11 protein-coding genes are annotated in these 12,242 nt (G+C 73.8%); 7 read left to right on the forward strand and 4 right to left on the reverse strand.

Translation table 11 applies throughout. From position 1 onward, the window contains the following. The first annotated feature begins 12 nt into the window (after positions 1-12). From CP969_RS22455 to CP969_RS22465, 4 genes are all read left to right on the forward strand, one after another. Positions 13-324, forward strand: coding sequence for a DUF4229 domain-containing protein (locus CP969_RS22455; protein ID WP_004984738.1), 312 nt, complete (start codon positions 13-15; stop codon positions 322-324). Positions 325-490: 166 nt separating this feature from the next. Beyond that, on the forward strand, positions 491-577 hold the full coding sequence (locus CP969_RS34465; protein ID WP_317984071.1) for a putative leader peptide: 87 nt from the start codon (positions 491-493) through the stop codon (positions 575-577). Positions 578-657: 80 nt separating this feature from the next. After that, positions 658-1,992 (forward strand): dicarboxylate/amino acid:cation symporter, encoded by a 1,335-nt coding sequence (locus CP969_RS22460; protein ID WP_016825088.1) that lies wholly within the window; start codon positions 658-660, stop codon positions 1,990-1,992. A 199-nt stretch (positions 1,993-2,191) separates the two neighbouring features. Beyond that, the gene (locus tag CP969_RS22465; protein ID WP_016825087.1) at positions 2,192-3,013 is read left to right on the forward strand and encodes a TetR/AcrR family transcriptional regulator; all 822 of its coding nucleotides are present in this window, start codon (positions 2,192-2,194) and stop codon (positions 3,011-3,013) included. On the opposite strand, the gene CP969_RS22470 is transcribed toward CP969_RS22465, so the two are convergent. Both CP969_RS22470 and CP969_RS22475 read right to left on the reverse strand, forming a co-directional pair. Continuing rightward, positions 2,983-3,870 (reverse strand): MaoC family dehydratase, encoded by an 888-nt coding sequence (locus CP969_RS22470; RefSeq protein WP_016825086.1) that lies wholly within the window; start codon positions 3,868-3,870, stop codon positions 2,983-2,985. The two genes, CP969_RS22465 and CP969_RS22470, sit on opposite strands and share 31 nt — an antisense overlap. Then, the gene (locus CP969_RS22475; RefSeq protein WP_016825085.1) at positions 3,867-5,174 is read right to left on the reverse strand and encodes a 3-oxoacyl-ACP reductase; all 1,308 of its coding nucleotides are present in this window, start codon (positions 5,172-5,174) and stop codon (positions 3,867-3,869) included. The genes CP969_RS22470 and CP969_RS22475 overlap by 4 nt, the downstream gene beginning before the upstream one ends. Positions 5,175-5,297: 123 nt before the next feature. Between CP969_RS22475 and CP969_RS22480 the strand changes: the two genes are divergently transcribed. Both CP969_RS22480 and CP969_RS22485 read left to right on the forward strand, forming a co-directional pair. Beyond that, the gene (locus CP969_RS22480; protein WP_016825084.1) at positions 5,298-6,623 is read left to right on the forward strand and encodes an acetyl-CoA C-acetyltransferase; all 1,326 of its coding nucleotides are present in this window, start codon (positions 5,298-5,300) and stop codon (positions 6,621-6,623) included. A 242-nt stretch (positions 6,624-6,865) separates the two neighbouring features. Beyond that, on the forward strand, positions 6,866-8,812 hold the full coding sequence (locus CP969_RS22485) for an AMP-dependent synthetase/ligase (RefSeq protein WP_016825083.1): 1,947 nt from the start codon (positions 6,866-6,868) through the stop codon (positions 8,810-8,812). A gap of 155 nt (positions 8,813-8,967) precedes the next feature. Here CP969_RS22485 and CP969_RS22490 read toward each other — a convergent pair whose 3' ends face one another. Together CP969_RS22490 and CP969_RS22495 are read right to left on the reverse strand one after the other, a co-directional pair. Further along, on the reverse strand, positions 8,968-9,639 hold the full coding sequence (locus CP969_RS22490; protein ID WP_004984724.1) for a class I SAM-dependent methyltransferase: 672 nt from the start codon (positions 9,637-9,639) through the stop codon (positions 8,968-8,970). 479 nt (positions 9,640-10,118) lie between these two features. After that, positions 10,119-10,322, reverse strand: a complete 204-nt coding sequence (locus tag CP969_RS22495) for a cold-shock protein (protein ID WP_004984723.1) — start codon at positions 10,320-10,322, stop codon at positions 10,119-10,121. A 309-nt stretch (positions 10,323-10,631) separates the two neighbouring features. Here CP969_RS22495 and CP969_RS22500 point away from each other — a divergent pair, with 309 nt between their 5' ends. Next, the gene (locus CP969_RS22500) at positions 10,632-11,480 is read left to right on the forward strand and encodes a menaquinone biosynthetic enzyme MqnA/MqnD family protein (protein WP_016825082.1); all 849 of its coding nucleotides are present in this window, start codon (positions 10,632-10,634) and stop codon (positions 11,478-11,480) included. The last annotated feature ends 762 nt before the right edge of the window (positions 11,481-12,242 follow it).

The raw sequence follows: 12,242 nt of genomic DNA on the forward strand, positions 1-12,242 counted from the left end.
AGAGTGGATGAGATGCTCCGCTACACGCTGATGCGCCTCGGGATCTTCGTGGGCTGCCTCGTGGCCGTCTGGGGTCTCGTCTACTCCGGTCTCGCCCCGCGCGGCCTCGGCGACTCCAACGGCCTGTGGATCGTGCTGCTCGCGCTGCTGCTGTCGGCCCCGATCAGCTTCGTCGTGCTGCGCAAGGAGCGGGACCGCGCCTCCGAGCGGATCGTGCAGCGGGTGGACCGGGTCAAGGCGAACCTGGAGGCCAACCGCAACCAGGAGGACGTCGCCGACGACGCCGCCCGTGCGCAGGGTCAGGCGCAGGGCCAGACCTCGTAAGCTCCGTCACACCCGCGCGGCACCCGCGCAGCGCCCCGGTCTCCGAAACCCCCGGATACCAGGGCGCTTTGTGTTGTACGGGTGCTTATTCCCCCACGCCTGTCAAAGCAAGGCTTTGAGGATCTCAAAGTTCAGGTGTTACGGTCTTCGGGTGAAGTCAGCAGCCGTGTTCCCCACGCCCCGGAGAGTTCCGCTCGTGGCGCGCCTGCACGTGGACCTCTGCCGGGTCGCCTCCGCGAACTGTCCTCTCTGAGGTTCCCGTGAACCGTCGTCCCTGACGCCTCGCGACCCGAGCACCACGTCACCTTCCTCACGCGTCCCCTTCATCGGAGCATGTCCGTGTCCACGAACACGAAGTCGTTCAAGCTGCCCTTCCGGGCACCCTTCTGGGCCCAGATACTCGCCGGCCTCGTCCTGGGCGTCCTGCTCGGCTGGCTCGCCCGCAGCCAGGACGTCTCCTGGCTGGTCACCACCCTGGAGAAGGTCGGCGGCACCTTCGTCGGCCTGCTGAAGCTGGCCGTCGCCCCGCTCGTCTTCTTCGCGATCCTGGTCTCCATCACCAACCTGCGGAAGGTCAACAACGCGGCCCGCCTGGCCTCGCGGACCCTCCTCTGGTTCATGATCACCTCGCTGATCGCGGTGGCCATCGGCCTCGTCATCGGCCTGGTCACCAACCCCGGCGCGGGCACCGGCCTCACCCCGGCGGACGGGGCCGCGCCCGAGCGGACCGGCTCCTGGATCGACTTCCTCACCGGCATCGTGCCGACCGACGTGATCACACCGTTCACCGAGCTGAACGTGCTGCAGATCGTCTTCATGGCCGCCGTCGCCGGTATCGCCGCCCTCCAGCTCGGCGAGAAGGCCCAGCCGATCCTCACCCTGAGCGAGTCCGTCCTCACGCTCCTCCAGAAGGCCCTGTGGTGGGTCATCCGCCTCGCCCCGCTCGGCACCGTCGGCCTCATCGGCAACGCGATCGCCACCTACGGCTGGGACCTCATCGGCCAGTACGCCACCTTCACCGCCGACGTCTACATCGGCTGCCTGATCGTCCTCTTCGGCGTCTACCCGGCGCTGCTCGCGACCGTCGCCAAGGTCAACCCGCTGCAGTTCTTCAAGGGCGCCTGGCCCGCGATCCAGCTGGCCTTCGTCTCCCGCTCCTCCGTCGGCACCATGCCGCTGACCCAGAAGGTCACCGAGCGCCTGGGCGTGCCCAGGGAGTACGCGTCCTTCGCCGTGCCGTTCGGCGCGACCACGAAGATGGACGGCTGCGCCGCGATCTACCCCGCCATCGCCGCGATCTTCGTCGCCCAGATCTTCGGCATCCAGCTCGGCGTCGGCGACTACCTGCTGATCGCGTTCGTCTCGGTGGTGGGCTCCGCCGCCACGGCCGGACTCACCGGCGCGACGGTCATGCTGACCCTCACCCTCTCCACGCTCGGCCTGCCCATGGAGGGCGTCGGCCTGCTGCTCGCCATCGACCCGATCGTGGACATGATCCGCACCGCCACCAACGTCGCCGGACAGGCCCTGGTCCCGGTCGTCGTCTCCGCCCGCGAGGGCCTGCTGGACCGCGACGCCTACGACAAGGTCCACTCCTCCCCGGTGGACGAGACCCCGGCCGACGAGGTCCCGGCCGACGATCCCCGACGGGTCCCCGCGGCGGCCTGACCGCCCCGGTCCCACCCCACGGCCACCCCCCTCGTGCGGCGCCCCGGCGCCCGCCCGCGGCAGCCCGGCGCACGGCTGCCGCGGGCGGGCGCCGACCCGTGCGGCGGCCCCGCGAGCGGCGGGCGCGGCACTCCCGCGGGTGTCCGACGAGCGCCGCCACCGGCCGAACCGGCCGCCGCGGGCCCGTACGCTACTTCGCATGGGTGCCGTGAAGACCAAGCGGATGCCGCGTGCGGTCCGCGAACAGCAGATGCTGGACGCCGCCGTACGGACCTTCGGCCAGCGGGGGTACACGACCGCGTCGATGGACGAGATCGCCGAACTGGCGGGTGTGTCCAAGCCGTTGGTCTACCTGTACCTGAACTCCAAGGAAGACCTGTTCACCGCCTGCATCCGCCGTGAGGCGAAGGCCCTCACCGAGGCGGTGCGCGCCGGCGCCCGGCCGGGCCTGCCCGCGGACCGCCAGCTCTGGTCCGGTCTGACGGCGTTCTTCACGCACACCGCGCGGCACCCCGACGGCTGGGCGGTGCTGCACCTCCAGGCCCGCACGCACGGCGAGGTCTTCGCCGCCGAGGTCGCCGCGATGCGCGCGGAGATCGTGGCGTTCGTGACGCAGCTCATCCTCGCCGCCGCCCGCGAGGCCCTCCCCCGCACTCTCGGCTGCGCTCGGGCAGGGGGCACCCCCGCCGACCCCGACCTCCCCGAACACGAGGTCTCCGGGCTCGCGGAGGCCCTGGTGGGCGCCGCCGAGTCGCTCGCCGACTGGGCCAACGCCACCCCCGGTGTCACGGCCCGGCAGTCCGCGGCCACGCTGATGAACTTCGCCTGGACGGGGCTGGGCGACCTGATGGCGGGACGCCGCTGGTCACCGCCCGACGACGACCCGGGCGGCGGGGCGGGCGACGACTTGGACGACGGCGGGAACGACGGCACGGGCGGCAGGCAGGACACGGACGACGGCGGCACGGGCGGGGCCCGGGCCCCCGCGGCTCACGCCGGGCGGACCTCCCCCGTCAGGTGAACCCGGTCACCATCGCCCCGTAGCGCGAAGCGCCCGTCCCGCGCCGCGTACGTCACCGTCCCCGGCAGCAGGACCGGCGCCCTGAAGTCCGCCCGCACCACGGCCGCGTCCGGGACGCCGTGCGCGGCGAGGCAGCGGGCCACGGTCCACATGCCGTGCGCGATGGCGCGGGGGAAGCCGAAGAGGCGGGCGGTGAGCGGGTGCAGGTGGATCGGGTTGCGGTCGCCGGACGCGGCGCCGTACCGCCGTCCGAGGTCCCCGGCCAGTCGCCACTCCGCCACGGCGGGCGGCGGCGCGGGCTCCTCCCGCGCCGGGTGGGCGGCGTCCTGCCCGGAGGTCCGGTGCCGGGCCAGGTACGTGCTCCGGGACTCCCAGACGACGTCCCCGCCGGCCCGCACCTCGGTGACCACGGCGGCCTCGGTGCCGCGCCGGTGCGGCACCAGGCCCTCGACGCGCACCGCCAGGTCGTACGTCCCCGCGGCCGGCAGCGGCCGGTGACGGGTGATCCCGATCGACGTGTGGACCAGCCCGAGCAGCGGCAGCGGGAAGTCAGGGCCGCTCATCAGCCGCATGGCCAGGGGGAAGCCCAGCACGTGCGGATAGGTCGGCGGCAGCGCGTCCGCCCCGGCCGGGAAGCCGCACACCTCCTCGTACGCGGCCAGGCGCGCGCGGTCGATCCGCAGCCCGGGCAGCACCAGCCGGGTGCGCGGGAAGGCGGCGCCCGGGCGGGGCCGCCTGAAGGGGGACGCCAGGGCGCCCCGGGCGAGCAGCGGGGCCAGGGCGGGGGGTGCGGTGAGCACCACGGAGGACGCGGAAGGGGCGGAGGGGGTGGGGTCCGCGGGTGTCGTCACGGTCACGCCCCCAGCAGGCTCTGGCCGCAGACCCGCACGACCTGCCCGTTCACCGCGCCCGAGGCCGGGTGGGCGAGCCAGGCGGTGGTCTCGGCGACGTCGACCGGCAGACCGCCCTGCGCGAGGGAGTTCATCCGGCGGCCCGCCTCCCGGATGAGCAGCGGGACGGCGGCCGTCATCCTCGTCTCGATGAACCCGGGCGCGACCGCGTTCACCGTCACCCCGTGCTCGGCGAGCGCGCGCGGCGCGAGGGACCGGACCAGGCCGACGACGCCCGCCTTGCTCGCCCCGTAGTTGGTCTGCCCGGCGTTCCCGGCGATCCCCGCGATGGACGCCGTGGCGACGATCCGGCCGCCGCGCCTCAGCGCCCCGGCGGCGAGCAGCGCGTCGGTGGTGCGCAGCACGCTCGCCAGGTTCACCTCCAGCACCGGACCCCAGCGCTCGGCGGGCATGTTGACCAGGCGCCGGTCACGGGTGATGCCCGCGTTGTGGACGAGCACGTCGAGGCCGTCGGGGAGGGCGTCGGCGATCCGGGCGCCCGCGTCGGCGGCGGTGATGTCGAGCGGGAGCGCGGTGCCGCCGAGCCGTTCGGCGACGCGCCGTGCGTCCTGTTCGGCCCGCGGCACGTCGAGGACGACCACCCGGGCGCCGTCCCGGGCCAGCGTCTCGGCGACCGCCTCGCCGATGCCGCGCGCGGCACCGGTGACCAGGGCGGTGCGGCCGGCGAGCGGGCGGTCCCCGTCCTCGGGGGCGACGGGCTGGTGCGCGCCGACCTCGATCACCTGGCCGCTGACGTAGGCCGATCTGGGCGAGAGCAGGAAACGGAGGGTGGACTCGGCGGCGGGGGCGTCGGTGAGGCGGACCAGGTTCACGGTCCTGCCCCGGCCGATCTCCTTGCCGAGGGAGCGGACGAAGCCCTCCAACGCCTGCTGGGCGGCGGCCTGGTGGTGGTCGGCGGGGTCGAGCGGGGCGCCCAGCACCACGATCCGGCCGCTCGCGGCGACCGACCGGACGACCGGGTGCAGGGCCGCGTGCACCTCGGCGAGTCCCTCCACGTCCCGTATCCCGGCGGCGTCCAGGACGACGGCGGCGGGCCGGCCCGTGGCGTCGTCCGTGCCGAGCCCGGTACGGGCGAGGACGGGGGCGAGGTCGAGATCAGGCGTGCCCGCGGTGAGGTGGAGCAGGCCGCCGTCCAGGCCCGGCGCCCCGGGCGACCAGCGCCGCAGCGCCGCGGGCTGGGGGAGGCCGAGGCGGCGCGTCAGGAAGCGGCCGGACGCGGTGCCGGTGAAGCTCAGATAGCGGTCGGCCATGAAGGGACTCCCAGCGGGTGTGAGGAGGCTCGCCCCGGACGCACCACGGTGCTTACCCTGTTGCTTACTCCGGAGTAAGGTTACCGGAGGTAATCCTATGTCACCGGTGAGGAGCAGGTCGAGATGAGCCCCCTGGAGCCGCCCACCGCGCGGCGCGTCGCGGTCATCGGCGGCAGCCGTGTCCCGTTCGCCCGCTCCGACGGCCCGTACGCCACCGCCTCCAACCGGGAGATGCTCACCGCGGCCCTGGACGGCCTCGTCGAGCGGTACGACCTGCAGGCCCCGGGCGCCGTCGGCGAGTTCGTCGCCGGCGCGGTCCTCAAGCACAGCCGCGACTTCAACCTCGCCCGGGAGACGGTCCTCGGCTCGCGCCTGGACGCCCGCACCCCCGCGTACGACGTCCAACAGGCCTGCGGCACCGGCCTCCAGGCCGTCGTCGCCGCCGCCAACAAGATCGCCCTGGGCCAGACGGAGTCCGCCGTCGCGGGCGGCGCGGACACCGCGAGCGACGCGCCCCTCGGCGTCAACGACGCCCTGCGCAAGGTGCTGTTGGAGGCGCGGCGCGCGAAGTCGCCCGGCGCCCGCCTCAGGGCCCTGGCGAAGGTGCGCCCCGGCCACCTCGTCCCCGACGTCCCGCGCAACGCCGAACCGCGCACCCACCTCTCCATGGGCGAGCACGCCGCCGCCACCGCCCGCGCCTGGAGCTCCGCCCGGCTCTCCACCTCGGTCACGCCGGGGGCGCCCCTGTCCCGCGAGGCCCAGGACGACCTCGCGGCGACCAGCCACCGGCGGCTGGCCGCGGCGTACGAACGCGGCCTGTTCCAGGACCTGGTGGTGCCCTTCCGCGGCCTGGTCCGCGACCAGAACCTGCGCCCGGACTCGACGGTGGAGAAACTCGCCGCGCTGAAGCCGGTGTTCGGCCTCGACCACCCCGACCCGACCATGACGGCGGGCAATTCGACACCGCTCACGGACGGCGCCGCGGTGGTGCTGCTGGCGAGCGAGGAGTGGGCGGCGGCACGCGGCCTGGAGCCCCTGGCGTACCTGGCCGCCTCGGAGACGGCCGCCGTGGACTTCGTGCACGGCGACGTGGCGGGCGGCGAGGACGGCCTGCTGATGGCCCCGGCGTACGCGGTCCCGCGCATGCTGGAGCGCGCCGGGCTGGGCGTGGAGGACTTCGACCTGATCGAGATCCACGAGGCGTTCGCCTCCCAGGTGCTGGCCACGCTGGCGGCCTGGGAGAAGCGCGGACTGGCCCCCGTCGACCGCGCCCGCCTGAACGTGGCGGGCTCGTCCCTGGCGACCGGCCACCCCTTCGCCGCCACCGGCGCCCGCATCGTGGCGACCCTGGCGAAGCTCCTCGCCGAACGGGACGCCCCCGGCCGGGGGTTGATCTCGATCTGCGCGGCGGGCGGGCAGGGCGTGACGGCGATCCTCGAACGCCCGTGACCGCCCCGGGCGGACCCGGCGCGGGGGCGAACGCGAGCCGCCCCCACACGATCCCCGACACTGCACACGCCCGGTTCCGGACCCTCCCCGTATCCGCACGAACCCCTCACGCGAGAGCCGTACGATCCCGAGTCCGACCCGCGGTGACCCCTCCGTCCGGGCGCCGCAGGTGAGCGCCTCGGCGTGCGAGGCCCGTACGTCATGGCAGTAAGCAGTTCCACTGCACGCCCCAGGAGCCGCCCGTGTCCACCGCGCATTCCTCCGCCGCGCATCCCTCCGTCGCGTATTCCTCCGCCCTCGACGACGACTACGGGGCGCCCGTCCTGGTCGAACCCGAGATCCGGAGGCTGGACGGAGTCGTCCGGGAAGCGTCCGTCCCGCCGTTCGCCAAGCCGGTGCGGCACGGGTCGCTCGCCGACCTGCCGTTCGACAACGCGAGCGCGGCTCCGGACGCGGTGGTCCTCAGCCGGAAGACGCCGGACGGCGGCTGGCAGGACGTGACGGCCGCCGACTTCGCCGCGGAGGTCATGGCCGTGGCGAAGGGACTGATCGCCGAGGGCCTGATGCCGGGCGACCGGATCGCCGTCATGGCCCGCACGATCTACGAGTGGACCGTCCTCGACTTCGCCGCGTGGGCGGCCGGACTGGTCACGGTCCCCCTCTACCCCACCTCCTCCGTCTTCCAGGCGCGCTGGATCCTGCACGACTCGGGCGCGGTCGCCCTGATCACGGAGACCACGGCCCAGGCCGCCGCCCTCGGCCCGGAGTTCCCCCACCTGCCCGACCTGCGGCACGTGTGGATCGTCGAGAAGGGCCACGTCGAGCGGCTCGCGGAGGCCGGCGCGCACCTCCCGGACCAGGAGGTGGACGTACGCCGCGGCGTCCTGGGCCCCGAGACCCTCGCCACCCTCGTCCACACCTCGGGCACGACGGGCCGCCCCAAGGGCTGCGCGCTCACCCACGGCAACTTCTTCGCCGGGGTGGACAACGCCATCGAGCTGCTCTACCCCGTCTTCCGGGCGCGGACGAGCGAAGAGGCCTCCGTCCTCCTCTTCCTGCCGATGTCCCACATCTTCGGCCGCATGGTCGCCGTCGCCTGCGTACGCGCCCGGGTGCGTCTCGGGCACGCGCCGAGCCTGAAGACCGAGGACCTGCTGCCGGACCTGGCGAGTTTCCGGCCCACCTGCCTGCTGACCATCCCCTACATGCTGGAGAAGGTCTTCAACGCCGCCCGGGCCAAGGCGGAGGCGGGCGGACGGGTGTCCACCTTCGACCGCGCGGCGGCGGTCGCCCGCCGCTACGGCGAGGCCCTGGAGGCCCGGCAGGCCGACACGGGCCCCGGCCCGTCCCGCTCCCTGAGAACGGCCCGCGCCTTCTACGACCTCCTGGTCCACCGCCGCCTCCGCAACGCCATGGGCGGCAGGGTCCGCTACGCCATCTGCGGCGGCTCCCCGCTCGGCCGCCCCCTCGCCGCGTTCTACGCCGGTGCCGGCATCGAGGTCTTCGAGGGCTACGGCCTGACGGAGACGACCGGCGCCACGACGGTGACGCCCCCGCTCCAACCCCGCCTGGGCACGGTGGGCTGGCCGCTGCCCGGCACGCGGATCCGCATCGCGGCGGACGGCGAGATCCTGGTCGGGGGCGAGCACGTGCTCCGCGGCTACTGGGACCCCCAGGCGGGCGGCGTGGTCCCCGCGGCGCCCGACGGCTGGCTGCCCACGGGGGACCTCGGCGAACTGGACGACGAGGGCCACCTGACGATCACGGGCCGCAAGAAGGAGCTGATCCTCACCGCGGGCGGCAAGAGCATCGCCCCGGCCCCGCTGGAGAACTGGCTCCGCTCCCACCCCCTGATCTCCCAGGTCATGGTGCTCGGCGAGAACCGCCCCTACGTCTGTGCCCTGATCACCCTGGACCCCGACGGCATCACCCACTGGCGCCGGATGAACGGCAGGCACCCGGTCCCGCCGGAACTCGCCGCCGACGACGAGGAACTGCGCGCCGTCCTCCAGCGCGCGATCGACGAGGCCAACAAGACCCTCTCCCGCCCGGAGTCGATCCGCCGCTTCGCGGTCCTCCCGGTGGACTTCACGGAGGAGGCGGGCCACCTGACCCCCTCGATGAAACTACGACGCGAGGCGATCCTGCGGGACTTCGCGCAGGAGGTGGAGGGGCTGTACCGGGGATAGGGGGACGGGGGAGCGGGTTGCGCCGGACCCGGCCGGGCCCGGCAGCGGCGCGGTGCCCCGGCCGGCCACGCCCGCGCCGAAGGGGAGGCGGACCCCGGACGCCGCGCGGGCGGCGTCCGGGCGGGCGGCCCGGGCCGGGCGGGGCCGCCCCGGGACTATGCGGAGGTCTGCGGCGGCCTGCGGGCGATCAGGATCGCCTGCGGGGTGAGCTCGCCGAGTTCCTCGTCCGCCGCCCGTACGGAGTGCAGCACGATCGTGAACCCGGCCTCCTCCAGGAGCTCGGCGATCCGTTCCGGTCGGCGGCGCTGGAAGTCGACGGGGACCGGGTGGCCGAAGGGCCGCTCGTGGCGCCGGGGCGCGTCGCCGACCTGGAAGGCGATCAGCAGATGGCCCCCGGGGGCCAGCACCCGGCGGAACTCGGTGAAGAGGGCGGGGAACTCCTCGTGCGGGGTGTGGACGGTCGAGTACCAGGAGACGGCGCCGGCCAGGCTGCCGTCGGGGAGGTCCAGGTCCAGCATCGAGCCCTGCTCGAAGCGCAGGTCCGGGTTCTCGCGGCGGGCGATCCCGACCATCGCCGCGGACAGGTCGAGGCCGAAGACGGAGAGGCCGAGGGAGGCGAGATGCGCGGTCACCCCGCCCGGACCGCACCCCAGGTCGGCCACCCGGCCGCCCTTCCCGACCAGCTCGGCGAAGCCGGCCAGGACCCCCCGGTCCAGGGGCTGGGCCGCGTGCACGTCACGGAAGTGGGCGGCGTACTGCTCGGCGACGGCGTCGTAGAAGGCGCGGGTGGCGGCCACGTGGCCGGCGTCGGTGTCGGTGTCGGTCATGGTGGGGCACCCTATCCGCGTTCACCGACATCCACGGGCGGTCGCCGACATCGCCTGCCCCCACCCCTTTCTCCCGGGCCCCGATCGGCAGCCCTCGAGGGCGGTGATCGGCTCGGAGGACGCCCCGGCACCCCGACGCCCCGGCACCCCGACAATGCCGACGACCGGGCGGGCGGACCCCGGCGCGGCACATACGGGAAGGGCGGGAACCGGGGGCCGTGTTCCCTTCGGAGGGGGCATTCCCGGAACGCGGGAGTACGGCGTGACGAGGGCCGGGCGGGTGACGGCGGGACCCGGTGGGGAGGGGGGCCGCGGAGGAGAATTCACGCCGATCGCGGGGCCCGTACGAGAGGAATTCCCCGGGAATTCATCACGGCTCGCGGGGCTTCCCGCCGACCGTCCCGGGAGAAAGGCAGGAGCCCCGTCGCCGGACGGCGTGGGGCTCCTTGGGTACTGCTAGTCGTTCCCGGATCGGAGGATCAGACCGGGGTGACGTTCTCCGCCTGCGGGCCCTTCGGACCCTGCGTGACGTCGAAGGACACCTGCTGGTTCTCCTCGAGGGACCGGAAGCCGGTCGCGTTGATCGCGGAGTAGTGGACGAAGACGTCGGGGCCGCCGCCTTCCTGGGCGATGAAACCAAAGCCCTTTTCGGCGTTGAACCACTTCACGGTTCCGGTAGCCATAAGCCCTCCTTGGGCCCAAAGGGTTGCCCTGCTCCAGAACCAGCAAGTGTGAAGACGAGTTCCGCACAATCGCTTATGTCTGAGAACGACGAGAGCCCGCGGTCACATGCTCCGCAGGCTCTGTACTGCAAGGGAAACCAAACTGCAACTTGCGACGAGCCTAGCACGCGAAGGCCTCAATGCAATAGAGGTCAAGATCACTTCACCCGAATGTTTGAACGTCCCGTCCGTCACGGTCCTCCGGTCGAACGCAAGAGCGAATGCAGGGGTGGGCGTTCGTGTAGCCCGGACGGGGGCTAGCCTCGCGATGTGGACATTCCTCGCACCCGGCCGCGCGTCGGCCACATCCAGTTCCTGAACTGCATGCCCCTGTACTGGGGGCTCGCGAGAACGGGCACGCTCCTCGACTTCGAGCTGACCAAGGACACCCCGGAGAAGCTCAGCGAGATGCTGGTGCAGGGAGAACTCGACATCGGGCCGATCACCCTCGTCGAGTTCCTCAAGCACGCGGACCGGCTGGTCGCCTTTCCCGACATCGCCGTCGGCTGCGACGGCGATGTCATGTCCTGCGTGATCGTCTCGCAGGTCCCGCTGGACCGGCTGGACGGTGCCCGCGTCGCCCTCGGCTCGACCTCGCGCACCTCCGTACGCCTCGCCCAGCTCCTCCTCGCCGAGCGGTACGGCGTGCAGCCCGACTACTACACCTGCCCGCCCGACCTGAGCCTGATGATGCAGGAGGCCGAGGCGGCCGTCCTCATCGGGGACGCGGCCCTGCGCGCGAACATGCTCGACGCGCCGCGCTACGGCCTGGACGTGCACGACCTGGGTGCCCTGTGGAAGGAGTGGACGGGGCTGCCCTTCGTGTTCGCGGTGTGGGCGGCGCGCCGGGACTACCTGGAGCGGGAGCCGGTCATCACCCGCCAGGTGCACGAGGCCTTCCTCGCCTCCCGCAACCTGTCCCTGGAGGAGGTCGACAAGGTCGCCGAGCAGGCGGCCCGCTGGGAGGCGTTCGACGAGGCGACCCTGGCGCAGTACTTCACCACCCTCGACTTCAGCTTCGGGCCCCCGCAGCTGGAGGCGGTCGCGGAGTTCGCCCGCCGGGTCGGACCGACGACGGGGTTCGCGGCGGACGTGACGGTGGACCTGCTGCACCCCTGAGGGCGACGGGCCCGGCCACCACCCTGCTGGAAGGTTCCGGCACTACGGGGGAGGGGCGGACGGATGCGGCCGCTCGAAGGGGACGAGCCCACGGCCGTGGGGCCCCACCGGCTGCTCGGCCGGCCCGTCCCTGGCGGCGGCCGTCGCGGACACCGGCCCGCTGCCCGCCGCCACCGTGCGAGGACTGGGCGCGGGCCCGGCCGAGGCGCCGGCGGCGGTGCACGAACGGGGACGGGTGCACCGGGACGTGAAGCCCTCGAACGTCCTCCTCACCCTCGACGGCCCGCTGCTCATCGACTTCGGCATCGCCCGCGCCCCGGACGGCACGGCGTCCCTGACGACGACGGGCGTGTCGATCGGCTCCCCCGGCTGCATGCCCCCGAGCAGGTCCTCGGCGAGGGCGTCACGGGCGCGGCGGACGTCTTCTCCCCGGGCGCGGTGCCGGCGTACGCGGCGACGGGCCGGCCACCCTTCTCCGGCGACACCTCGGCGGCGCTGCTGTACAAGGTCGTCCACGAGGAGCCGGAACCGGAGGGGCTGGACGGCGAGGTGCGCGCTGGCGGAGGCGTGCCTGAACAAGGACCCGGCCGCACGGCCGACCCCGGCCGAGGTGTCCCGGCGGCTTGCCCCCGAGGGCGCCGCCCGGATGATGGCCGGCGGGTGGCTGCCGGGGGCGCTGGCGGAGCGGGTGAGCCGGGCCGCGGTGCAACTGCTGAACCTGGAGGCGGGGGAGGGCTCACCGGGGCCGGCGTCCGGGCCGGT

The sequence above is a fragment of the Streptomyces viridosporus T7A genome, from assembly GCF_008704515.1.
Classification (GTDB): Bacteria; Actinomycetota; Actinomycetes; order Streptomycetales; family Streptomycetaceae; genus Streptomyces; species Streptomyces viridosporus.